The organism is Streptomyces sp. NPDC017202 (assembly GCF_044331705.1).
Lineage (GTDB): Bacteria > Actinomycetota > Actinomycetes > Streptomycetales > Streptomycetaceae > Streptomyces.
In genome coordinates, this window is the sequence record NZ_JBIRNP010000006.1 from 155,841 (window position 1) to 178,880 (window position 23,040).

General features: G+C 74.3%; 20 protein-coding genes and 3 tRNA genes. 9 read left to right on the forward strand and 14 right to left on the reverse strand.

Annotation, left to right across the window (positions count from 1 at the left end; genetic code table 11):
- Window positions 1–301 precede the first annotated feature (301 nt).
- From ACH4N1_RS14875 to ACH4N1_RS14890, 4 genes are read left to right on the forward strand one after another with little or no spacing between them, the layout of a single operon-like run.
- A complete protein-coding gene (locus tag ACH4N1_RS14875) occupies window positions 302–3,064 on the forward strand; it encodes a serine/threonine protein kinase (protein WP_398097290.1) in 2,763 nt (920 codons plus the stop codon).
- On the forward strand, window positions 3,061–4,683 hold the full coding sequence (locus ACH4N1_RS14880) for a hypothetical protein (RefSeq protein WP_398097292.1): 1,623 nt from the start codon (window positions 3,061–3,063) through the stop codon (window positions 4,681–4,683). Before ACH4N1_RS14875 ends, ACH4N1_RS14880 begins: the two co-directional genes overlap by 4 nt.
- 35 nt (window positions 4,684–4,718) lie before the next feature.
- Window positions 4,719–6,788: an AAA family ATPase gene (locus ACH4N1_RS14885; protein ID WP_398097293.1), complete on the forward strand. Its 2,070-nt coding sequence runs from the start codon at window positions 4,719–4,721 to the stop codon at window positions 6,786–6,788.
- Window positions 6,782–7,342, forward strand: a complete 561-nt coding sequence (locus ACH4N1_RS14890) for an FHA domain-containing protein (RefSeq protein WP_398097295.1) — start codon at window positions 6,782–6,784, stop codon at window positions 7,340–7,342. The genes ACH4N1_RS14885 and ACH4N1_RS14890 overlap by 7 nt, the downstream gene beginning before the upstream one ends.
- A 155-nt stretch (window positions 7,343–7,497) precedes the next feature.
- Here the strand turns inward: ACH4N1_RS14890 and ACH4N1_RS14895 are convergent, their stop codons facing one another.
- The 9 genes from ACH4N1_RS14895 to ACH4N1_RS14935 form a co-directional block, all read right to left on the reverse strand.
- Window positions 7,498–8,160: an RES family NAD+ phosphorylase gene (locus tag ACH4N1_RS14895; protein ID WP_398097296.1), complete on the reverse strand. Its 663-nt coding sequence runs from the start codon at window positions 8,158–8,160 to the stop codon at window positions 7,498–7,500.
- Entirely contained in the window at window positions 8,157–8,951 is a 795-nt protein-coding gene (locus ACH4N1_RS14900) for a hypothetical protein (protein WP_398097298.1), read from the reverse strand. Before ACH4N1_RS14900 ends, ACH4N1_RS14895 begins: the two co-directional genes overlap by 4 nt.
- Window positions 8,938–12,480: a CHAT domain-containing protein gene (locus ACH4N1_RS14905; protein ID WP_398097299.1), complete on the reverse strand. Its 3,543-nt coding sequence runs from the start codon at window positions 12,478–12,480 to the stop codon at window positions 8,938–8,940. Before ACH4N1_RS14905 ends, ACH4N1_RS14900 begins: the two co-directional genes overlap by 14 nt.
- A 261-nt stretch (window positions 12,481–12,741) precedes the next feature.
- Window positions 12,742–13,797, reverse strand: coding sequence for a UDP-N-acetylmuramate dehydrogenase (locus tag ACH4N1_RS14910; RefSeq protein ID WP_398097301.1), 1,056 nt, complete (start codon window positions 13,795–13,797; stop codon window positions 12,742–12,744).
- A gap of 180 nt (window positions 13,798–13,977) precedes the next feature.
- Window positions 13,978–14,406, reverse strand: coding sequence for a MaoC family dehydratase (locus tag ACH4N1_RS14915; RefSeq protein ID WP_398097303.1), 429 nt, complete (start codon window positions 14,404–14,406; stop codon window positions 13,978–13,980).
- A 1-nt stretch (window position 14,407) separates the two neighbouring features.
- Entirely contained in the window at window positions 14,408–14,860 is a 453-nt protein-coding gene (locus tag ACH4N1_RS14920; RefSeq protein ID WP_398097304.1) for a MaoC family dehydratase N-terminal domain-containing protein, read from the reverse strand.
- A gap of 111 nt (window positions 14,861–14,971) precedes the next feature.
- Window positions 14,972–15,136: a 50S ribosomal protein L33 gene (gene rpmG / locus ACH4N1_RS14925; RefSeq protein WP_003948671.1), complete on the reverse strand. Its 165-nt coding sequence runs from the start codon at window positions 15,134–15,136 to the stop codon at window positions 14,972–14,974.
- Window positions 15,137–15,223: 87 nt separating this feature from the next.
- Window positions 15,224–15,296, reverse strand: a tRNA-Met gene (locus tag ACH4N1_RS14930).
- Between the two features lie 46 nt (window positions 15,297–15,342).
- Window positions 15,343–15,415 (reverse strand) — tRNA-Thr (locus ACH4N1_RS14935).
- Between the two features lie 248 nt (window positions 15,416–15,663).
- Between ACH4N1_RS14935 and ACH4N1_RS14940 the strand changes: the two genes are divergently transcribed.
- Together ACH4N1_RS14940 and ACH4N1_RS14945 are read left to right on the forward strand one after the other, a co-directional pair.
- Entirely contained in the window at window positions 15,664–16,932 is a 1,269-nt protein-coding gene (locus tag ACH4N1_RS14940; RefSeq protein ID WP_398097306.1) for an amidohydrolase family protein, read from the forward strand.
- A 217-nt stretch (window positions 16,933–17,149) separates the two neighbouring features.
- Window positions 17,150–17,806: an SDR family oxidoreductase gene (locus tag ACH4N1_RS14945; RefSeq protein WP_398097308.1), complete on the forward strand. Its 657-nt coding sequence runs from the start codon at window positions 17,150–17,152 to the stop codon at window positions 17,804–17,806.
- An 18-nt stretch (window positions 17,807–17,824) separates the two neighbouring features.
- On the opposite strand, the gene ACH4N1_RS14950 is transcribed toward ACH4N1_RS14945, so the two are convergent.
- On the reverse strand, window positions 17,825–18,037 hold the full coding sequence (locus ACH4N1_RS14950; protein ID WP_382795854.1) for a hypothetical protein: 213 nt from the start codon (window positions 18,035–18,037) through the stop codon (window positions 17,825–17,827).
- A gap of 98 nt (window positions 18,038–18,135) precedes the next feature.
- On the opposite strand from ACH4N1_RS14950, the gene ACH4N1_RS14955 reads away from it, so the two are divergent.
- On the forward strand, window positions 18,136–18,471 hold the full coding sequence (locus ACH4N1_RS14955) for a hypothetical protein (RefSeq protein ID WP_398097310.1): 336 nt from the start codon (window positions 18,136–18,138) through the stop codon (window positions 18,469–18,471).
- 241 nt (window positions 18,472–18,712) lie between these two features.
- On the opposite strand, the gene ACH4N1_RS14960 is transcribed toward ACH4N1_RS14955, so the two are convergent.
- Window positions 18,713–18,794 (reverse strand) — tRNA-Tyr (locus tag ACH4N1_RS14960).
- Between the two features lie 226 nt (window positions 18,795–19,020).
- Here ACH4N1_RS14960 and ACH4N1_RS14965 point away from each other — a divergent pair.
- Window positions 19,021–19,509, forward strand: a complete 489-nt coding sequence (locus ACH4N1_RS14965; RefSeq protein ID WP_382782494.1) for a YajQ family cyclic di-GMP-binding protein — start codon at window positions 19,021–19,023, stop codon at window positions 19,507–19,509.
- 179 nt (window positions 19,510–19,688) lie between these two features.
- Here ACH4N1_RS14965 and ACH4N1_RS14970 read toward each other — a convergent pair whose 3' ends face one another.
- Window positions 19,689–19,955, reverse strand: a complete 267-nt coding sequence (locus ACH4N1_RS14970) for a GlsB/YeaQ/YmgE family stress response membrane protein (protein WP_363089004.1) — start codon at window positions 19,953–19,955, stop codon at window positions 19,689–19,691.
- A gap of 166 nt (window positions 19,956–20,121) precedes the next feature.
- Between ACH4N1_RS14970 and ACH4N1_RS14975 the strand changes: the two genes are divergently transcribed.
- Window positions 20,122–21,384, forward strand: a complete 1,263-nt coding sequence (locus ACH4N1_RS14975; RefSeq protein WP_398097312.1) for an APC family permease — start codon at window positions 20,122–20,124, stop codon at window positions 21,382–21,384.
- Between the two features lie 360 nt (window positions 21,385–21,744).
- On the opposite strand, the gene ACH4N1_RS14980 is transcribed toward ACH4N1_RS14975, so the two are convergent.
- Window positions 21,745–22,137, reverse strand: a complete 393-nt coding sequence (locus ACH4N1_RS14980; protein WP_382782503.1) for a YccF domain-containing protein — start codon at window positions 22,135–22,137, stop codon at window positions 21,745–21,747.
- Window positions 22,134–22,994 carry a zinc metalloprotease HtpX gene (gene htpX, locus ACH4N1_RS14985; RefSeq protein ID WP_398097314.1) on the reverse strand — a complete coding sequence of 287 codons (861 nt, stop codon included), beginning with the start codon at window positions 22,992–22,994 and terminating at the stop codon, window positions 22,134–22,136. Before htpX ends, ACH4N1_RS14980 begins: the two co-directional genes overlap by 4 nt.
- Window positions 22,995–23,040: the final 46 nt, after the last annotated feature.

Genomic DNA, 23,040 nt, shown 5'->3' on the forward strand with positions numbered 1-23,040 from the left:
TCCGCCGGGGGCCCGCCGTGTCACGCGGGACGCCGTCGCCTTACCACGGAATTACCCGTGCTCCGCAACCGCCGACGAAATCGTATATCCATCCGAATTCTTTTTCGTCACGCCCGCACCGGCCGTCCTTCGCATCCCGTTACCACCGTGCCCGCCGTTACCACCGTGCCCGCCGTTCTCTCCGTGTCCGCCGTTCTCTCCGTGTCCGCCGTTCTCTCCGTTCCCGCCGTGTCCGCCGTTCCCTCTGTTCCGCCCGTCCGCACCCGGACCGCTCGGTCCTTTTAGTCCGCAGGTGAATTCCATGACGTTTCCTGCTGATCCCGGTGGCCCCGGCGAGGACCTCGCCCCGCCGACGCTCTACGAGCCGGAACCTGCGCCCGGCGGCCTGCCCGCGCCCGACCCGCGAGGCGATCCGGACGCCCTGCCGCCCACGCTGGCCGCCCGCTTCGTGGCGCGCGAGCGCCTGCCGAGGCGCGGTGAGCAGACCGTGCACCGGGCCGGGGAGGAGGGCCGTTCCGCCGAGCTGCGCGCGGCCGTGTTCCGGGTGCTCGACCACAGGGCCGCCGGCCCGGACACCGAGCGGGTGCTGAAGTGGTTCCACCCCGACGCGGCCCCCGACGACGAGGTGACCGCCCTGCTGTCCGAGCCGCTGCACGACGGGCTGTCGTACGTCCTGGAACGGGGCACGGCCAACGGGGCTCCCTTCCATGTGCTGCCCTCGCACGGCAGCACCGACTTCGCCACCTTCCTGCGGGACCGCGGAAAACTGTCGTCCGAGGAGATCCGCGGGCTGGTCGGCCGGCTGCACGGCGCCCTGACCGCGCTGCACGCGGCCGGCGTGGTGCACCGGGACGTGAAACCGTCCAACCTGGTCCTCGGCGACTACGCCCGGCCCACCGAGGACCTCGTGCTGATCGACTTCGGCATCTCGCTCGTCGCCCGCTCCCCGCGCGAGGCGTCCGGCGCCTGGGCCGCGACCCCGCGCTACGCCTCGCCGCAGGCGCTGCTGCGCAAGCCGATCGTGCGCGCGGCCGACGACTGGTGGTCGCTGGGCGTCCTGGTCGCCGAGGCCGCCCGCGGCCGGCACCCGGTCGAGAGGCACCACGAGCCGGCCTCGGTGATGGACGCGGTGCAGGCGGGCGCACTCGACCTCGGCGGCATCACCGACGAGCGGGTCCGGCTGCTGTGCAAGGGCCTGCTGGCGCACCATCCGGAGGACCGCTGGGGCTCGGCGCAGGTCGCCGAGTGGCTGGCCGGGCGCAGTCCCCGGGTCGTGTCCCGGCCGGGGCCCGCCCCGCGCACGGCCGACGGCACCACGGACGGCACCCTCGACGGCACGGCGGACCGGCCGGCCGCCGGGGCCGGTCCCGCCCCGGACGTGCCCCGCTTCGAGCACGCGGGCCGCACGTTCACCGACCCGGCGGCGCTGGGCGAGGAGTTCGACGCCGACTGGCCCGCCATGGTGCGCCGGCTGGCCCGCGGCAGGGAGCGGGAACGGCTCGGCCGCTGGCTCGGAGAGTTCCGCCCCGAGCGGGACCCCGTCCGCGCCGAGGCCCTCGACGACCTGCTGCGGGAGGGGCTGCGGCGCCGGCCGGACGCGGGCACGCTGATCGACCTGATCGGCTGGATGGCCCCGCAGCAGGAACCCGGCTACCGGGGCATCCCGCTCGACGTCGGCCACCTGCCGGACTTCGCGGGACGCGCGGCGGCCGGTGACCGGCAGTGCGTGGACGTGATGGGCGAGCTGCACCGGCACCGGCTGCTCGGCCGGCTGGCCGCGCGGCGCGGCGGCGAGGAGCTGGCCCACGTCGACCAGCGCTGGCAGGACCATCACCACCAGTGGGACGCGGCCGTCGCCCGGCTGTCCGAGATACCCGAGGTCGGCGACGACCACGACGGCCTGCGCGCCGCGACCGGCACCGGACCGGCCCTGACCGCCGAACTCCTCCACCTGGCCGCCGCTCCGGCCCCGGCCACCCGCAGACTCCGCGCCGACCTGGAGCGGGCGGTGCGCGGCCTGCCCGCCCCCGTGTCCTGGTTCGTCCGGCTGGCCGAGGACGCCCGCGAGCCGGTGCCGCTGCTGCTCGCGCTGCGCCTGCATCCGCTGGCCCTGGAGCAGGCACGGGCGATCCGGCGGGAACGGGAGCGCGACCGGCAGCTCGCGGCGACGGACGCCGCCTCGCGGCACTTCCGGCTGGTGCAGCGGCGGCTGGAGCTGCCGGTGATGCTGGGCCGGGCCGCGGGCGGCGCGCTCCTGCTGTTCTTCCCGCACGCCTTCGTGGTCGGCCTGGCCGACGTCACCGGCCGCGCGCCGCAGCCGACCGTGCTGACGGCCTGGCTGCTGAGCGTCCCCTCGCTGGCGGCGCTGCTGGCCGTGGAGTGCTGGACGGCCTGGTACATCGGCCCGCGCTACCACCCCGACCACTCGCTGATGGGCCTGCTCACCCGCCGGTCCCTGCCGGTGACCCGCCGCATCACGCGCCGGGGGTGGCGGGGCCGGCTGTGGGCGGGGCTCGCCCTGGCCGCCGTGGCGGGGACGGTGCTCGGCACCTTCCTGCTCGCGGTGTGGATCTGGCCCGCGGCGACCGTGCTGGCCCTGCTGGTCTCGTCGGTGCTGCGGGTACGGGCCTGGAACGCCCGGCTCGCGGCGGCACGCGGGGCCGGACGACCGCTCACGGGGGCGGCCGGGGCGGGCGGCGGTACGGGCGGTACCGGTAGTGCCGGCGGTACGGGCGGTACCGGTAGTGCCGGCGGTACGGGCGGTACCGGTAGTGCCGGCGGTACGGGCGGTGCCGGCGGCGGGACGGTGCCGGGCGCCAGGCGGCCCCTGCGCTCGCCGGGGCCCGCGGTGCCCTCCGGGGCCGGGACGCCCTCCGAACCGGGCCCGCCACCCGGATCCGGCTCCCTTTCCGGACCCGGCTCCCCGTCCGGCCCTCGCACCGACCCTCGTACCGGCTCGCCCGCCGGTGCCCGTACCGGTTCCCCCGCCGGTTCCCCTTCTGCTTCTGCTTCTGGTTCTGCTTCTGGTTCTGGTTCTGGTTCCCCCTCTGGAGGAGTGGCGTGAGCAGTGCGTTCGCCGGCACCGATCTGCTGACCGTCATGCCGGACGTCTCGGCGTACGGCTACCCGCCCGACCCGGCGGCCCTGCCACTGGACACCGGCGTCCCGGACGTGACCGAGGTCGCGGACACGGCGACCGGGCAGCTGACCGGTGCCGTCTCCGACCATGCCGGCGACGCCGCCGCGCATCTCGGCGACGCCGTCGGGCACGTCGCGGACCAGCTCCACGACATGATCGTGCCCGCCGTCCTCGGCCTGGCCGACCTCAGCGGGGCCCTGCTCGTCACGCGGCTGGCGCTGCGCGGCACGGTGGCCCTGGCGGCGTTCAACAACAAGGTCGCCGCCGAACAGGAGGCCCTCTCCAGGCGCCAGGCGTCGCTGGAGACGGCCGGTGAGTGCTGGCGGCGCGCGGCGGAGGCCGCGGCCGGGCTCAACGCGCGGATCACCGTCCTGGGTCTGGACCCCTCGGGGCCCGGCGACCCGCCGCTGCCCGCCCCGGTGCAGCCCGTCGGCGTCCCCCTCGACGTGCTGTGGAGGCGGCTGGCCGAGACGGAGTGCGCGCTGCGCCGCGCGGAGGCCCAGCGCGCGTCCCGGGCGACCGCCCGGCTGCCCTTCGACCACGCGCGGGACCCGGAGCACGCCGACTGGTACGACCGGCTGCGCGAGCGGCGCCGCCGGGCCCTGGTCCGGTACGCGGAGGGCGGCCCCGAGCCCGAGGTGACGGCCGTGCGGCGCACCGGGGACACCACGGCCGCCGAGGACACCGCGACCACCGCGCCCACCGCGCCCACCGAGGACGACGTCCTGCGCGAGGGCGCCGAACTGCTGGCCGGACTGCCGCTGGCGTTCACCTCCGCCGGCCGGGACCTGATCGACGACTGCCTGCGGGAGGCCCGCCGGGCGGTGGGGCGGCGGCCCACCGCGGTACGGCGCTACCTCGACGAGGCCGCGCTGATCGCCCACAAGGAGTCGGAGCGGGCGCTGCTCGCCGAGCGGGCCCGCCGGGACGCGGCCCTGCGCCTCGACGCGCTGCGGACCCCGGCGCCCGAGGGGATGGACCGGCTGCCGGACGCGTCGGAGGCCGTCGAGGTGCTCGAACGTGCCCTGCGGGACGGTGTCGCGCCCTCGGGCGCGGACGAACGCACCGTCCGGCAGGCCCTGGTGACCCGCTCGGCAGCCCTCCAGCGGACGTACCTGGTGGCGGCGCTGCGCCGGGCGACCGAGCGGTGGGGCGAGGGCTCGGTGCACGCCCGGATGGACTCCGAGCACTGGGACTTCGCGCCGGCGGCCTGGGGCGGCCGGTACTGGCTGCGGGTCCGGCTCACCTCGACGGGCCAGGCCCGCGTCTTCACCATGCGCCGGCCGCTGACTCCCCAGGAGGAGGCCGACCCGGCCGCGGTGGCCCGCTGGGCGGCCTGGGACGAGGAGCGGTGTGCCGAGAGCTCCGGATACGTCGAGGAACTGGGCCGGCTCACCGAGGCGGAGGGCGTCCGCGCGGAGTTCACCTGGTCGCGGAGCCAGGTCCGCACGGGCGAACCGGCGTCCGGTCTGACCGGGTCCCGCCGTAAGCCCGCGCGGCGGCAGGCCCCGCGCCGGCCCCTGCAACGCCACCACGACCACTGACCGGCGCCCGCGTCGCCGCCTTCCCCGGAGGACCCTTGACCAGCTTTCCCCTCCAGTCGCCGCCCCTGACCAAGGCGACCGTCACCCGGACCGTCCAGCCGCCCTTCGCCGCCGAGCTGTTCACCACGCTCAGCGTCCACTCCCAGTACGTCCTGCACGGCAACGTCCGCGACGACCACCTGGTCGCCGACGTGCGGGACGACGGCACCCGCCGCAACCGCGCGCTGTGCCTCGACGACCTCCTGTGGGAGGGCCTGCGACGGGCCGGCTACAAGTGCCTGCTGCGCTACGACCAGGTGGCCGGGTTCACCGTCGCCCGCAGCGAGGACGGCCTCGACATGAACACCCTCCTCCAGCGCAACACCCGGCGTCTGCCGGGCCGTTCGGACGAGGAGGACGGCAGCCAGGCCGCGCGGGTCTTCGAGTCCTTCGCCCGCGGCTGGGTCGGTGAGCGGCCCGGCCCCCCGAAGGACAACCCGCGCTACGACGACTACCAGAAACCGGTGCACGCGGCGCTGCTCGTCGACTTCGCCTCCCGCATCCCCACCCAGGCCAACCAGCTCAGCGACGAGGAACGGACGTTCTTCCTGCGCTGTCTGAAGATCGCCGAGGAGGCCCGGCCGTTCCCCCGCGCCAAGACCGGCCGCGCCCTGTTCAACCCGGTCGTCTGGCTCGCCGACGGCGAACGGGACCTGCCCGCCTGGCTGGTGACCAGCAGCGTACGGGTGCGCAGCATCGGGGTGCCGATGCCGGACCTGGGCCAGCGCCGCCGTATGGCGGAACTGCTCGCCGGGCAGGCCGGTGTCCCCGAGACCGCCACCCGGCTCGACGTGGGCCCGCTGCTGAAGGATGCCGAGCGGGAGGAGCCGACGGACGAGGACGTCGTGCGGTTCGCGCGGGCCGCCGGCGGGCTCACGCTGCGCGCCATGCGGGAGAGCATGCGGCTGGCCCGGGCCCGCCGGCTGCCGTTCGCCGAGATGGACCAGGCGGTCCGCCTCTACGAACTGGGCGTCAGCCGCAACCCGTGGACCGGCGGCGCGGTCGCCGACAGCATCCGGGACGGTGAGACCGTCATCGGCGAGCGGGTGCGCGGCCAGGAGAAGGCGGTCACGCAGACCCTCGACGTGCTCAAGAGGGCGGCGCTCGGCCTCTCCGGCGCGCAGGCCGCCTCGACGTCCGTGCACCGGCCGCGCGGCGTGCTGTTCTTCGCCGGCCCGACCGGTACCGGCAAGACGGAGCTGGCGCGGGCGGTGGCGACGACCCTGTTCGGCTCGGAGGACGCCTGTCTGCGCTTCGACATGAGCGAGTTCTCGGCCCCGCACTCCGCCGACCGCCTGGTGGGCGCCCCGCCCGGGTACGTCGGCTACGAGGCGGGCGGCGAGCTGACCCGCGCGGTCCGCGAGGACCCGTTCCGGGTGGTGCTGTTCGACGAGATCGACAAGGCGGACAAGGGGGTCCTGGACAAGTTCCTCCAGGTCCTGGAGGACGGCCGGCTCACCGACGGCCAGGGCGTGACGACGTACTTCAGCGAGTGCGTCCTCATCTTCACGTCCAACCTGGGCGTGCACGGTCCGTCGGGCGCGGACGGGCGGCCGCTGTCCGCCCCGGCCGGGCGGGACCGGCTGCCCGAGACACCGGCGGAGCGGGCCGCGTTCGAGGAGGAGATCCTCGGCAACGTCCGCCACCACTTCGAGCACACCCTGAAGCGGCCCGAGCTGCTGAACCGGCTCGGCGGGAACATCGTCGTCTTCCAGTACATCGACGAGCCCACCGCCCACCTCATCTTCAAGGGGCAGTTGCGCAACATCGTCGAGCACATGCGGCGCCAGGGCGGCCTGTCCCTGAAGGTCCTCCCCGAGGCCGAGAAGGTCCTCGCCGACGAGTGCACGCGCGACCGGCACAACGGCGGCCGGGGCATCGGCATGAAACTGGAGACCCACCTCATCAACCCGCTGGCCCGCGCGATGTTCGACCTCGGCGTGGAGCTGACGCCCGGCACGGTCGTCACCGTCTCGCGGGTCGCCGTCCAGCCGGACGGCGGTGTCCGCCTGGACATCGACGCCGTACCGGGTGAACGGACCCGGGACCGGCGGCCGCCGTGGTGACGGACGAGGAGGCACGCCCTCCGCGGTACGTCGACAAGGCCCTCGCGGAGGACGTGTTCCTCGACGACGAGCGGGAGGAGGGGGAGGAGGCGGAGACCCCGCCCTGGCCGCCCGGCCCGCAGACCTCCCTCGCACCCCGGACCCACCCCTGCTGGTCCTGCGCGGCGGACGTCCCCTCCGGTACGTCCGCCTGTCCGGAGTGCCAGGAGTCGGTACGCCATCTGCGGCTGATCAGCACCCGGCCGCCGGTCCACCTGCGGCACGGCAGCTGCGGTCCGCTGAACCTGGGCCGGCATCCGTCCTGGGCGGCGCCCGCCGTGGCCGCCGCCCTCGACGGCGAGCGGGGGGTCTCGCGCCGCCACGCGAGCATCGAGATGACCCCGGACGGCGGCCTCTGGCTGACCGAACACCCGGCCGGCACCATGAACGGCACCTTCGTCAACGGCGAGCGCGTGCCGCCGGGCGACCGGGTCCCCGTGGCGGACGGGGACACGGTACGGCTCGGCACGTACTGCGCGTTCACGGTGCTGGTGGTGGAGGAACCGCCCGCGTAGGACGGCCCCGTGCCGGCGGCCGTGGGCACGGCCACGAGGGAGGAGCCGCCCGCGCCGGTCACCTCCCGCGCCGGCCGCCGCGGGAGGTGACCGGCGCGGGAGGTGACCGGCGCGGGAGGTGACCGGCGCGGGAGGTGACCGGCGCGGGGACGCCGTCAGTCCGCGGGCTCGGGCGGGACGATCACCGCGCGCAGCGGGGCCAGCAGCCGGTTCGCCGCGTCCACCCCGGCGAGCGTGGCGAGGTCGTGGGAGACCAGCGGCTCACCGTGGAAGGGCACACCGCCGCAGCGGTCCCCGAACAGCACCAGCGCCTCGCGCGGCCGGTGCCGCCGGGACTGCCAGAGCAGGCCGTGGGCCTCCTTGGCCTGGCTCCGCAACTCCCTCGCCCAGTACCGGGTGCGCGGGTAGTCGTCGGGCTCGGAGTCGAGCAGCCAGCTCGTCTGGCAGACGGCCGCCAGGTCCTCCTCGGTGCGCAGCGACACGAAGGTCAGATCGGTGTCGGTGACGACCTGGGCGAGCGTGTACCGGCTGGCCTGCGCCCACGGCACCAGCCGGGCGCCGACCACCGGGTCGAAGTCCATGGACCTCAGCAGGACCTCGGCCAGCGCGGTGGCGGGTTCACGGGTGGCGTACAGGTAGGGGTAGGGGTCCTCGGCCGTGCAGTCGAAGCGGCTGCCGCCGAACAGGGTGTGCGCCTCGACCGACTTGAAGCCGGTCGCCGGGTAGCGGCTGCGGTGGCAGCGCCAGAGCGCGGTGCCGGCGGGGAGCGTCGTGACCCGGGGGACCATGGTGATCTCCGGGGGGATCTGCCGCGTCATCGGCCGCCCTCCTCGACGAGAGCCAGGGCGGCGTCCGCCAGCCGGTCGTCCGGCACCCGGCCGAGCAGCGAGGCCGGTGGCCCGCCCAGCCAGGAGTTCCGGCCCAGCCACCAGTCGGCGGCACCCCAGGGGTCGCGGTCGGCGAGCAGGATGCGGTTGATCCGTACGACGATGTCCCGGGGCCGCCCGGTGTCCGGGTCGAACTGGAAGTCGGGGCTGCGCGGCCCGTCCCGCGGGTCGGCCAGCACGATGACGTCGGCGGGGCCCTCCCCCGCAGCCGTGCTCCCGGCGGGCGCGGCGGCCCGGCACGGCACGGCGAGCAACCGCCGCCGCGCGGCGGCGAGAACGGCGGCGACCGGGTCGACCGAGCCGGAGTCGACCGAGCCGGAGTCGACCGGGCCGGAGTGAGCGGGGTCGGCCGCGACGGGGTCGAGCCGGCCGGCGCGGTCCGCGCCCGTCGCGCCGGGGCGTTCCGCCTCTCCCGCCGCCGGTGCCGCGTACAGCTCCTCCAGGGCCGCGAGCACCGCCTCCGGCGCCGGCACGGTCGTCGCCGTGGCGATCGAGCGGCGGTCGGCGTGGAGCAACTCGGCCAGTACGCCCGCCTCGTCCGGGACGGGCCACAGGGAACGGACGATCGCCATCACGGCCATGCCGGCCCGCTCGGGGTCGTCGCCGACCTCGCGCAGCCGTTCCGTCATGGCCAGGAAGTGCCGGTACTGGTCCTCGTCCAGCCACTGCCGGAGCTCCCGCCGGTGTCTGACCAGAAGGGCCAGCAGTTCATTCGTGTCCAACGGTGTTCCCTTCGGGTCGGACCGGTCCGGGGTTGCCCTGATGGATGAAGGGGGCCCAGGCGTCCGCGGACAGGGCCGGCTTGCCCTTGATCCGGACGGCCAGCGGCCCGGGAAGGCCGGGCAGCGCGGGCCGGTCGGCGTCCAGTGCCCACAGCTGGGCCCGCCGCAACGCCTGCGCGGGGTCCGCGCCCTCGGCGAGGAAGTGGTGCAGGGCGTACATGAGGACGGCCGAACTGGCGTCGGCGACAGACCACTTGGAGCCGATGACGTCGGCGGCCCCGCGCGCGACGAACGCGGTGGTCAGCGTGAGCGTCTCGTCGTGGTCCCGGGTGCTGAGGTCGGTCTCGCAGGCGCTGAGCACCACCAGCGGCCCGGCGCCGCCGCCCCGGTCCGCGGCGGGCGCCCCGAGCAGCCGCCGTACGGTGAGCAGGCCCGCGGCGTCGTCGGCGCCGCGCGGCCGGTGCAGCAGCAGCCTCGACACGGTGGGCAGGTCTCCGGCGATCCCGTGGACGCCGAACTCGACCAGGGTGGCGGGCCGTTCGGCGGTGCCGCCGGGCAGCAGCGGCAGCAGCTCGTCGGGGGTGCCGTCGACGTCGAAGCCGTTGCGGCTGAGGAAGCCGAAACAGCGGGCCCTCGGATAGAAGGCCGCGCGCAACGCCTCGACCTCGTGTTCCGCGTACGCCAGCGTGGCGCTCGGGTCGGCGACGAGGACCGGGGCCTCGGCCAGGGGCAGCCGGGGCCGGGCGGCGGACCGTACGAACTCCGCGCCGGACGCGGCGTAGCTGAGGACGGCGTGGTCCACGGCGTACACCGGCCGCTCCCCCGCCCGCGCCCCCGCACCGAGCCGGGCCGCGTGCCAGGGCACGACGCCGAGGTTCCCGGCGGGCAGCAGCACCAGCCGCACGGGATCGCCGGGGTGGGCCGGGCGGCCGGGCCGGGCCACGTCCAGGACCGGCCCCATCACGGCGGGGCCCGCCCAGTCGCACAACTCCTCCAGGGCCGCCTCCCAGACCGCCACCGCCGCCGTCCGGCCGGGCGCCGAGGGCGGTACGTCGGGTGCGGTGAGGGCGGAACGGTCGTGTGCCGCGTCCAGATACCGGTCCAGGGGCGCGCGTCCGGCCGCCCCGAGTCCGGTCAGCTCCAGCGCGAGCGGCGCCAGTCCGGGCCGTACCACCAGCGCCCGGCCGGGCCCGTCGCCCTGTCCGACGAGCAGGTGCACCACGGCGTCGACCCCGGCGGCCTCCGCCGCGTCGGACACTTCCTGCCAGCCGGGCCCGGCCGCGATCCCGGCGGTGCGCAGCGCCCGCAGGGCCCGGCGCCGCAGGGTGCTGGGGATGAGGGTGTCGGCGCCCTTGTGGTCGACGCCCTTGTGGCCGGCGTCCTTGTGGTCGACGCCCTTGTGGCCGACGCCCTTGTGGTCGACGCCCGCACCCGCGCGGGCGGCCTCGCGCCACTGGGCGGCGAGGTCCCTCTCGCCGTGCGCCTCCAGCTGCTCCGGCACGCTCGCCGAGGCCGCGACCGCGCGCAGGACAAGCGCGCGGCCCGCCTCGAGGACGCGCAGCGCGGTGGCGGCGTCGCCGTTCTCCGCCGCCCACACGGCCGCCGTGACCCCGCGGTCGGCGGCCGCCCGGGCGGCCTCGAGACCGTGCTCGGCGCCGATCTGGAGCAGCACGTCCTCGGCGACCCTCTCCAGCAGCCGCTCGGTCGCCTCCAGCGCGCGCTCGGTGTCGCCGGGGCCGCCGCGGCGCCGGTAGGCGTCGGCCAGCTTGCGGTACACGTCCTGCGCGGTGCCGCTCCCCGTGTGGTCGCCGATCTCGGCGCGGGCCGCCTCCAGTTCGCGCAGTGCCGCCGCGAGGGCGGCCGGATCACCGCGCCGGTCGTACTCGACGTCGAGGACGAGGGCCATGCCGAGGCGCGCGCGGATGTCCTGGTCGGCGGCGACGCGGGGGCCGCCGAGCGCGGCCCGCAGCTCCTCCACGTCGTCCAGGAGGCTGGCGGCGGAGGGCTCGATGTACTGCTCCAGCGCCTTGCACAGGGCCTCGACGGGCGCCAGGATCCCCCGCAGCGCGATCGGCATGCCGGGGTGCTCCTTCGATTCGCGCAGGTACATCAGCGCCCGCCGCAGCGGCGGGGCCACCGCTCCGCCGGCCCGGCCGATGGCCATGGTCCGGCGCAGTTGCAGGAAACCGAGGACGAAGAGGACGATGCTCGCCGATCCGCTGTCCGCGGACAGCTCCTGACGCATCGCCAGCAGGCGTTCGTCGATGTCGTCGAACGCGTCGAGGTCGTCCTCGGGCGCGTCGCAGACCCGCTGGTACTCCAGGAGGGCGCGGCCGGTCTCCAGGAAGTCCCGGCCGGCCGTGCCCGGGGCCATGCCGTCGGCGAGCGCCGCCAGGTCGATGTTCTCGGTGAGCAGGCGCTGCGCGGTCCTGGCGTCCTCGATGTTGCCGCCGTTGAGGGCGGCACCGGACAGCAGCGCCGCCTGGAGGACGGCCGCCACGCCGGCGGGGACGTCCTCGTCCTGTCCGGCCCGCAGCAGCGGCTCGGCCGCCTCCACCAGGTCCTCCGGGTCGCCCGAGCGCATCGCCATGCCGAAGCGGGCCAGGCCGGCGGTGACCTGTTCCTGCCAGGAGTCGCGCGGCAGGCCGTCGACCGCCTGCTCCAGTTCCTCCGGGCGCAGGATGCCGGGCGCGAACAGTTCCAGCAGCGGCAGCATGTCGTCCGCCGCGAGTTCCACCTGCTCGCGGATCTCCTCCCGCGAGCCGCCCAGGGGTGTGGGCGGGACGTCGGGCAGGTCCTTGAGCATCTCCAGCGCGGCGCCCATGAACATCCCGAGCTGCGGCGGCATCGCGCCGGTCGAGGTGGCGTAGTTCCCCAGTTCGAGCAGCGAGTCCCGGTCCCGGGCGCTCTGCAGCAGCCGCAGCAGCGTCGTCCAGTGTTCGAGGTCGGGGTGGTCGGCCGGGTCGGCGGTCTCCGCGAGTTCCGCCAGCAGGGTGCCGACCTCGGCGAGGTCCTCGCGCAGCACGCCGCCGTCGGGTGCCATGAAGGTGGCGCCGACCGTGAGTACGTCGATCATGTCCTGCCGGCCCCGGAAGGCGAGGTCCGGCAGGTGCGGCACCAGCAGTCTGATCAGGAGTTTGGTGACGGCCGTCCGGGACTGCGTCTCCCGCTCGGTGACGGGTTCCGGCTCGCGGGCCTCCCGCAGCAGGACCAGGGCCTCGGCCCGGTCACCCGCCGGGTCGGCGGCCCCGCCGTGCGTGGCGTCGGCCAGGTGGCGGACGGCGAGCAGGGTGCCGCGCGCCATCCGTAGCGCCCGCCGCGCGGCACCGTCCCGCTCCTGCTCGGCGTCCGCGAGTTCGCGCAGGATCCGTTCGGTCGCGGGACCGTCCGGCGGTCCGCCGCCCTCACCGGCGCGGGCCCACTCCTGACTGACCGCGGTCGCCCGGCGGAACAGTTCCCGCGTCCGGGCCTCCTGTTCCGCCCCGGCCTGTTCCTCCCCGGCCGTCCCCTGCGTCCCGCTCACCGTCACGCGCGCCTCCCCGGATCCCTTTCGCCCACATAGTGGCGGCGCCGCGGGGCCCGCGCGGGGGTTTCGGCCGTATTTCAGCCGCACCGACCGGGAAACAACCGTGCTGCGGGGGAGTCGGGAGAGGTCCGGAGGGCCACCATCGAGGCAGGGGGCGCCCGCGGCCGCCGGGGCTACGGATCGGGTGAGGCCCTTGGCCCGCGGCCGCCCCCTGCCCACCGGCACCGCGCCCACGGCGGGCTCCGGGGCGCCGCCGGACAGGCCCTACAGTTCGACCCCCACCATCACCGGCTCGTTGACCAGCATGACGCCGAACGCCTCCCGCACCCCGGCCACGACCTCCCGGGCCAGCGCCAGCAGGTCCTCCGTGGTGGCCTCGCCGCGGTTGGTGAGGGCGAGGGTGTGCTTGGTGGAGATGCGGGCGGGCCCGCTGCCGTAGCCCTTGGTGAAGCCGGCCTTGTCGATCAGCCAGGCCGCGGAGGTCTTGGTGCGCCCCTCCCCCGCCGGGTAGGCGGGCGGTACGGCGTCCTCGCCGAGCCGTTCCCTCACGCGCGCGTGGAACACCGCGAAGTCGGCGTCGGTGAGGATGGGGTTGGTGAAGAAGGACCCGGCGGACCAGGTGTCGTGGTCCTCGGCGTCCAGGACCATGCCCTTGCCCGCGCGCAGCTTCAGCACGGTCTCGCGGGCCTGCTCCAGCGGCACCCGGCCGCCGGGTTCCACGCCCAGGGCGCGTGCCGTCTCGGCGTACCGGAGCGGCGCGGACAGCCCGCCGGCGTCCTCCAGGGCGAAGCGGACGCGCAGGACGACGTAGCGCTCGGGGTCGGCCTTGAAGCGGCTGTGCCGGTAGGAGAAGGCGCACTCGTCGTTGCCGAGGGTGACCGTCTCGCCGGTGCGGCGGTCGTAGGCGATCACCTCGGAGATCGTGGCGGACACCTCCTGGCCGTACGCCCCCACGTTCTGGATCGGGGTCGCGCCGGCCGAGCCGGGGATGCCGGCCAGGCATTCGACGCCGGCCAGTCCGGCCTCGACGGTGCGGGCGACGGCGTCGGTCCACACCTCACCGGCGGCCAGCTCCAGCGCCGTACCGGCGAGGTCGAAGCCGCTGGTGGCGATGCGCAGGGCGGTGCCCGCGAATCCCTTGTCGCCGATGACGAGGTTGGAGCCGCCGCCGATGACGAGCAGCGGCGTGCCGTCGGCGTCGGCCTCGCGCACGGCGGCGATCACCTCGGCGTCGGTCGTCGCGGTCACCAGCCGGGTGGCGGGGCCGCCCAGCCGGAAGGTGGTCAGCGGGGCGAGCGGGGCGTCGTGGAGTTCCAGCACGCGCCCAAGCCTACGAGACGGCACCGACAGCCCCCGCCGCGCACTCACCACGGGTGAGGGGCGCCCCACGAGGGAGGACGCCCCTTGCTCCCACCGGTGTCGGTGAGGACGTCCCCGGCCCCGGGCGGACCTCACCCAGGGGCCGGCCACGCTCGCACCGGTCGTACGACCGGGCCCGGCTCAGGCCAGTCGTACGAGCGCCCGGGACATCCCCAGCACCTTCTGTCCGCCGCTGGTCGCGGTCAGGTCCACGCGGACCGTGCGGTCGTCGAGCTTGGCGCCGATCTTGCCGCTGACCTCGATGGTCGCGCCCTCGTCGTCGTTCGGGACGACGACGGGCCGGGTGAAGCGGACGCCGTACTCGACGACGGCGCCCGGGTCGCCGGTCCAGTCGGTGACGACGCGGACCGCCTCGGCCATGGTGAACATGCCGTGCGCGATGACGTCCGGCAGGCCTACCTCCTTGGCGAACCTCTCGTTCCAGTGGATCGGGTTGAAGTCCCCGGAGGCACCCGCGTACTGGACGAGGGTGGCCCGGGTCACGCCGAACGACTGCGCCGGCAGCTCGGTGCCGACCTCGACGTCGTCGTAGGAGATCTTCGCGGTCATGTCAGCCCTCCTCCGCCGCGCGGGCGACGAGCTTGGTCCAGGCGGTCACGACGTGCTCGCCGGCCTCGTCGTGGACCTCGCCCCGGACGTCCACGATGTCGTTGCCCGCCATGGACTTGATCGCCTCGATGGTGGAGGTCACGGTCAGCCGGTCACCGGCCCGCACCGGGCGGCGGTAGGCGAACTTCTGGTCGCCGTGCACCACCCGGCTGTAGTCGAGACCGAGTTGCGGGTCCCGGACGACCTGGCCCGCGGCCTTGAACGTGATGGAGAACACGAAGGTCGGCGGGGCGATCACGTCGGGATACCCGAGTGACTTGGCGGCCTCCGGGTCGGTGTAGGCCGGGTTGGTGTCCCCCACGGCCTCCGCGAACTCGCGGATCTTCTCCCGGCCGACCTCATAGGGATCGGTGGGCGGGTAGGTCCGCCCCACGAAGGACTGGTCGAGCGCCATCGGCTCGGCACCTCCTGCTTGCTCTGCGTCGCTCTACTGACCGGTACTGGTCGCTCAACGACGCGAGGCCGCCCCCGATCACTCGGGGACGGCCTCGCGTACGAGCCTGAATTATCGCGTTTCGCGGTGCGCGGTGTGCGCATTGCAACGCGGGCAGTGCTTCTTCATCTCCAGTCGATCCGGGTTGTTACGCCGGTTCTTCTTGGTGATGTAGTTCCGCTCCTTGCACTCCACGCAGGCCAGCGTGATCTTCGGGCGGACGTCGGTGGCAGCCACGTGAGTGCTCCTTGACGAACGGATGGGACATATACGCAAGAAAGAGTAGCCGATCGAAGGACCGACCCCACAATCGGCTACTGTCAGTAGCGGTGACCGGACTTGAACCGGTGACACAGCGATTATGAGCCGCTTGCTCTACCGACTGAGCTACACCGCTTTGATGGGATCAGTTCCCGCCTCGCGACGGGAACCTCACCCACCAGAGCCCCAATACGGAATCGAACCGTAGACCTTCTCCTTACCATGGAGACGCTCTACCGACTGAGCTATTGGGGCGAGCGATGAAGACATTACACGGTCCGCAGCCGTTCACCCAAATCCGTTCGCCCGACCCCGTCGGCCCCCGTTCCGCCCAGGCGGCACACGGCTCCTGAGCCCCTCAGGCCCACCGGACCACACCGGTACGACTATTGCGCTCCTCCCCGACGGCGTCGGACGGCCGCCCTAGGCTCGACTCACTCTGCGTGATCTTGCCCGAGCCCCGGGCAGCGAGCCCCCACTCTCTGCCGAGCCCCTGGAGCGCGATGCCCGACAGCCAGCCGCAGCCGCCCCCGCCGTCCGGGACGCCGGCGTCCCCGGACGGGCAGCAGGACCCCGGCGTCCTCCTGCTGTGCGGCGCCCGCCTCACGGACGGCCGGACCGTGGACGTACGGCTGGGCCGCGGACGCATCGAGGCGGTCGGCACCGCCGGCAGCCTGACGGCCGGCCCCGCTCCCGCCCCCGGCGCCCGCGTGGACCTCGGCGGGTACCTCCTGCTGCCCGCCCCGGCCGAACCCCACGCCCACGCCGACACCGCGCTCTCCGCGGACGCCGAAGGGCCCGTCTCGTACGCCCCCGAGGACGTCCAGCGCCGGGCCACCGAGGCCGCCCTGCTGCAACTCGGGCACGGGGCGACGGCGTCCCGCGCGCACGTGCGCGTCGGCGACGTCCAGGGGCTCGGCTCGCTGGCGGCCGTCCTCCGGGCCCGGCGCTCGCTGCGCGGGCTGGCCGAGGTGACGACGGTGGCGATGCCCCGGCTGCTGACCGGGGCGGCGGGAGCGGACGGGCTCGCGATGCTGCGGGACGCCCTGAAGATGGGCGCCTCGGTGGTGGGCGGCTGCCCGGACCTCGACCCCGACCCGACCGGCTACGTGGAGGCCGTCCTGGAGGTCGCCTCCGAACACGGCTGCCCCGTCGACCTGCACACCGACGCCGCCGACCCGGCCCGCCTGGCCCGCCTGGCCGCGATGGCGGGCGGACTGCGCCCCGGCGTCACCCTCGGCCCGTGCGCCGCCCTCGCCCGCCTCCCCGCCGAGTCCGCGGCCCGCACGGCCGACCAACTCGCCGCGGCGGGCGTGACGGTGGTGTGCCTCCCCCAGGGCGGCTGCGGCACCACCGACCGCCGCGACACGCCTCCGGTACGGCTGCTGCGCGCGGCCGGCGTCCGGATCGCGGCCGGCAGCGGCACCCTCCGGGACGTCTCCAACCCGGTCGGCCGGGGCGACCCGCTGGAGGCGGCGTACCTCCTGGCCTCCCGCCACGGCCTGCGCCCCGAGGAGGCGTACGACGCCGTCAGCACGTCCGCGCGGGCGGCCCTGGGGCTGCCCGAGGTGCGGGTGGAGGCGGGCTTCCCCGCCGACCTGCTGGCCGTCCGCGGCGACCGCCTGGCGGGCGCGCTGTCGCTGGCGTACAGCCGGATCGTGATCCACCGGGGGCGGGTGGTGGCCCGCACCAGCGCGGTGCGCGAGTACTGCGACTCGGCGGCGGCGGAGGAGTTGGGACTGCCGCGGCAGGGGCGGAGCACGTCGCCGTAGGCCGGGATCCGGTGCCCGCCGGGGATCGGGGTCTGCCGGGGATCGGGGTCTGCCGGGGATCGGGGTCTGCCGGGGATCGGGGTCTGCCGGGGATCGGGGTCTGCCGGGGATCGGGGTCTGCCGGAATGCGGTGGGTGCCGGAACGCGGTGGGTGCGGGACACGGTCTCCGGCACCGGTGACGCGCCGTACGGCCCGGCCGGGCGTACGGTCGAAGGCATGCGCATTGTCATCGCCGGAGGTCATGGTCAGATCGCGCTGCGGCTGGAGCGTCTGCTCGCCGCACGCGGAGTCGAGGTCGCGGGCATCGTCCGCAAGGCCGAGCAGAGCGACGACCTGCGGGCCGTCGGCGCCGAACCGGTCGTGCTGGACCTGGAGTCGGCGTCGGAGGCCGAGGTCGCGGACGTCCTGCGGGGCGCGGACGCGGCGGTGTTCGCCGCGGGCGCCGGCCCGGGCAGCGGCACGTCCCGCAAGGAGAGCGTCGACAAGGGCGCGGCGGTCCTGTTCGCGGACGCGGCGGTCCGCGCCGGCGTACGCCGCTTCCTCGTCGTGTCCTCCTACGGTGCCGACCCCGGCCGCCGGGGCGACGAGGTCTTCGACGTCTACCTGCGCGCCAAGGGCGAGGCCGACGCGCACGTCCAGGGGCTGGACGGTCTCGACTGGACGATTCTGCGGCCCGGTTCCCTCACGGACGACCCGGGCAAGGGCCGTGTCCGGCTGGAGGCGCGGACCGGCCGCGGGTCGATCCCGCGCGACGACGTGGCCGCCGTCCTCGCGGAACTGCTGGACACCCCGGCGACGGCCGGCCTGACCCTGGAGCTGGTCTCCGGATCGACGCCGGTACCGGTGGCGGTGAAGTCGGTCGCGGGCAACTGAGCGCGCCGCCGGACGCGTTCAGAACAAGGGCAGCTGGCCGGGGATGTCGGACACCACGTACCCGTCCAACGAGGGCTGGACGGCACCCAGTTGTGCCGCGCTGCGCGAGCCGGGGCAGGACGTCAGCCGGCCGTTCTCGCGCGCGCCGGGCGGGTCGTGCCGGGCGAACCGTCCGGCGACGACGGCGATCTCCCGACGACACTCGGGGCAGGTTCTGCGGCGGCTGGACATGCGCCCAGTCTGCCCCAGTGCGCCACGTGGGTCCCGCGCGGCAACGCACGCCCCGTTCGCCGCGCGCGACCGGCGTCCTCTCCCTAGCATCGCTACATATGGCACATACCTTCGAGGAACTCGTGGCGAAACAGCGTGCGGCCGACGAGGCGCACGCGAGGGTCCTGCACCTGCGGGACACCTACGGCGCGCCCACGGCGGCCCCTTGGCCCCAGGCCCAGACCGACACCTACGAGACCGCCTGGCGCGCCTGGCGCGACCTCGCCCGCGACGCCCAGGCCGCGCTCACGGAGTACGCCAAGGACGAGAACAGATCCCGTAACGACGTCGAAGCGGACGTGCGGAAAGCCGCGAAGACACGGGAACGGGAGGAGGCGTCGGAACCGGCGTCGGGACCGGCGTCGGGACCGCCCTCCGGGCCGGCAGCGGGGTAGGCGGCAGGACCGCCGCCCAGGCCCGCAGCGGGGTCGGTGGCGGGGCTCTCGTCCAGGGGCCCGCAGGGGGTGGGCGTCGGGGCTCTCGTCCGTGCCGGGCTCGTCGGTGGAGCCGCCGTCCGGCGGCCGACGAGCCGAGCGCCGTCCCGCACCACCCGTCCGGACCAGAGAAAACGGCCGGAAACGAAGCAGACCCCCTCCGCCCTGCGTTTCCGCAGTTCGGAGGGGGTCTTACTCAGCGTGGCGGCGCCAGGATTCGAACCTGGGAAGGCTGAGCCGGCAGATTTACAGTCTGCTCCCTTTGGCCGCTCGGGCACACCGCCGGGTTTGCCGCCGTTCGAACCGCTTTTCGGCGGTGGTCTCCGGCAACGACGTAAACGATACCCGATGGGGAGGGGTGCTTCGCCACCCGGATTCCTCACCGCCACGGCCGGGCCGGGTGGCTAGGCTTGTCCGGATGCGGCCCGCGTCCCACGCCGGGCTCGACGGCAGCCCCACACACGCCGACACGCATCCGATACGCACCCCGATATCAAGGAGCCACAGGACATGGCCGACTCCAGTTTCGACATCGTCTCGAAGGTCGAGCGGCAGGAGGTCGACAACGCCCTCAACCAGGCCGCCAAGGAGATCTCCCAGCGCTACGACTTCAAGGGCGTCGGCGCCTCGATCTCGTGGTCCGGAGAAAAGATCCTCATGGAGGCGAACTCCGAGGACCGGGTGAACGCCGTCCTCGACGTCTTCCAGTCGAAGCTGATCAAGCGCGGGATCTCGCTGAAGGCGCTGGAAGCGGGCGAGCCCCAGCTCTCCGGCAAGGAGTACAAGCTCTTCGCGGAGATCAAGGAGGGCATCTCCCAGGACAACGCGAAGAAGGTCGCCAAGCTCATCCGCGACGAGGGCCCCAAGGGCGTCAAGGCCCAGGTCCAGGGCGACGAACTGCGCGTCAGCTCCAAGAGCCGTGACGACCTCCAGGCCGTCATCTCCCTGTTGAAGGGTCAGGACTTCGACTTCGCGCTGCAGTTCGTGAACTACCGGTAGGTCCCGGCTCCCCGGGGCCTGGCAGCGGGACGGAAGGGCAGGCGCAGCGGCAGCAGTCGCCCTGCCCGTCCGTCCCGGCGGACGGACGGGCCGCGGGTACGGCTGGCGGTCAGCGGGTACGGCGGGCGGACCCGAGGGCTCGAAGGCTCGAAGCCGATGCCGGGGCAGCAAGTTCGCGGTCAGTCCCGGGAGTTGCCGAACAGGATGCGGTAGGCGATCAAGAGCACCAGCGATCCGCCGATCGCCGCCGCCCAGGTGGCGCCGTCGTAGAAGTCCTTGGTGATGGGATGGTCCAGCCAACGGGCCGATATCCAACCGCCGATGAACGCGCCCGCCACGCCGATGACGGTGGTGCCGATGAAGCCGCCCGGGTCCCGGCCCGGCAGCAGTACCTTGGCGATGACCCCGGCCAACAGCCCCAGAATGATCCAGCTGATGATGCTCATGTCCTGACCCTGCCCTTCCGCCCTGTGCCCGCACCGTCCCGGAGCTGTGATCTCGCTCCGGTCAGGCTGTGCGTCCGCGCGTCGTCCACGGCCCGTTCGTGCGGTGTCACCGGGGACGACGTCCTGGCGACACCCGGTGGTTCCCCGGCTCAGTAGGGTGCGACCCATGACACAGCCCGGACCGGCCGCCGAACTGCGGCGCACTCTGGGTGTCGGGGACGCCGTGGTCATCGGGCTCGGCTCGATGGTCGGCGCCGGCATCTTCGCCGCCCTCACGCCCGCCGCCCGTGCCGCCGGCTCCGGGCTGCTGCTCGGACTCGCGCTCGCCGCCGTCATCGCCTACTGCAACGCCATGTCGTCGGCCCGCCTGGCCGCGCTGTACCCGGCCTCGGGCGGCACCTATGTGTACGGGCGTGAACGGCTCGGCCCGTTCTGGGGATATCTCGCGGGCTGGTCCTTCGTGGTCGGTAAGACGGCCTCCTGTGCGGCGATGGCGCTGACGGTCGGGGCGTACGTCTGGCCGGGGCAGGCGCACGCGGTGGCGGTCGCGGCCGTGGTGGTGCTGACCGCGGTGAACTACGGCGGCGTCCACAAGTCGGCCTGGCTGACGCGGCTGATCGTGGCGGTGGTCCTGGCGGTCCTCGCTTCCGTGGTCGTCGTGTGTCTGGGCTCCGGGGAGTCCGACGCTGGGCGGCTGGACATCGGGACCTCCGGAGGGCTCGGCGGGGTGCTGGAGGCCGCCGGGCTGCTGTTCTTCGCCTTCGCGGGGTACGCGCGCATCGCGACCCTCGGCGAGGAGGTGCGGGATCCGGCGCGGACCATCCCCCGCGCGATCCCGCTCGCGCTCGGCATCGCGCTGGTCGTGTACGTGTGTGTGGCGGTCGCCGTCCTTTCCGTGCTGGGGTCGGGGGGTCTCGGGCGGGCTGCCGCGCCGCTGGCGGACGCGGTGCGGGCCGCGGGCGTGCCGGGGCTGGTGCCGGTGGTGCGGGTGGGGGCCGCAGTGGCCGCGCTGGGTTCGCTGCTGGCCCTGATCCTGGGTGTCTCACGGACCACGCTGGCCATGGCGCGGGACCGGCATCTGCCCGGCGTGCTGTCGGCCGTGCATCCGCGCTTCCAGGTGCCGCACCGGGCCGAACTGGCCGTGGGCGCGGTGGTCGCGGTCCTCGCCGCCACGGTGGACGTGCGCGGCGCGATCGGTTTCTCCTCCTTCGGTGTGCTGGCGTACTACGCGGTGGCCAACGCGTCGGCGTGGACGCTGGATTCGGCCCCGCTGAGGCGGACCCTGCCGGCGGTGGGCCTCCTCGGCTGCCTGGTCCTGGCGTTCGCGCTGCCGGGAACCTCGGTGGTCGTGGGGGCGGGTGTGCTGGCGGTGGGCGTGGCCGCGTACGGGGTGCGGATGCGGGTGGGGTCGGGGAGAGGGCGCGGGTAGGGCGGGTGGGGGCACCGACGGGCGGGTCGCCGGCGCGGCCAGCGGTGTGGCGTGGTCGGGGGGCGGCGGCACCCGTGACGCCTGGGCGTCACCGGACCCGTACGACCGGGCCCGGACCCGGACCCGCACGACCGGGCCCGTTACGCGGTCTGGACGCGCCGGCCGGGTATTCGGGACGCCTGGTGGTGTCGGGCGTGGGCCCGGGCTCCTGCGGGCGGTTTCTTCGCCTGCTCGTTCTCCGTCATGTGTTCATGGTGCGGGCTGCCGCTGACATCGGGGGCGGCCTGTGGAAAAGCAGCGGGCTGTGGACAACCGCGCTCCGACCGCCGCGGTGGGCGTGCGGCGATCAGCGTGCGGCGATCAGCGTGCGGCGAACGGCTGGTCCGTGGGCACGATTTCGCGGCCCAGCGGGAGCAGTGAGACCGGGATCAGCTTGAAGTTGGCGATGCCGAACGGGATGCCGATGATCGTGAGGCACAGGGCGATGCCGGTGACGATGTGGGCGAGGGCCAGCCACCAGCCGGCCAGGACCAGCCAGAGGACGTTGCCGAGACAGGACGGGGCTCCCGCGTCACGGCGCTCGACCGTCGTGTACCCGAAGGGCCAGAGGGCGTAGACGCCGATGCGGAAAGCCGCGACGCCAAAGGGAATTCCGATGATGGTGATGCACAGCAGCAGGCCTGCGAACACGTATCCGAGGAAGAGCCAGAAGCCGCTGAGGATGAGCCATATGACGTTCAGGATGGTTTTCACTGGTGTCCTGCCATCTTCTCGAGGCGGGCGATGCGCTCCGCCATCGGCGGGTGCGTCGAGAACATCTTGGAGAGGCCCTGGCCCGGGCGGAACGGGTTCGCGATCATCATGTGGCTCGCGGTCTCGATGCGGGGCTCGGGCGGCAGCGGGAGCTGCTTGGTGCCCAGTTCGAGCTTGCGCAGGGCACCGGCGAGGGCCAGGGGGTCGCCGGTGAGCTGGGCGCCGGAGGCGTCGGCCTCGTACTCGCGGGAGCGGCTGATGGCCAGTTGGATGAGACTGGCGGCGAGCGGACCGAGGATCATGATCAGCAGCATGCCGAGGATGCCGGGGCCGTCGTCGTCGTTGGACCGGCCCACGGGGATCAGCCAGGCGAAGTTGACCAGGAACATGATGACCGAGGCGAGGGCGCCGGCCACCGAGGAGATGAGGATGTCGCGGTTGTAGACGTGGCTCAGCTCGTGGCCGATGACGCCGCGCAGTTCGCGCTCGTCGAGGAGGCGCAGGATGCCCTCCGTGCAACACACAGCGGCGTTGCGCGGGTTGCGGCCGGTGGCGAAGGCGTTGGGGGCCTCGGTCGGGGAGATGTACAGGCGGGGCATGGGCTGGCGGGCCTGGGTGGAGAGCTCGCGGACCATGCGGTAAAGGCCGGGGGCCTCGAACTCGCTCACGGGGCGGGCGCGCATGGCGCGCAGGGCCAGCTTGTCGCTGTTCCAGTACGCGTACGCGTTGGTGCCGAGCGCGATCAGGACCGCGACGACGAGCCCCGCGCGGCCGAAGAAGCTGCCGATGACGATGATGAGTGCGGACAGTCCCCCGAGGAGTACTGCGGTCCTGAGCCCGTTGTGCCGGCGGTGCACGGTACGCCCTCCAAGTCGTGCGGCAGGGGAACCCTTCGCTTGCGGA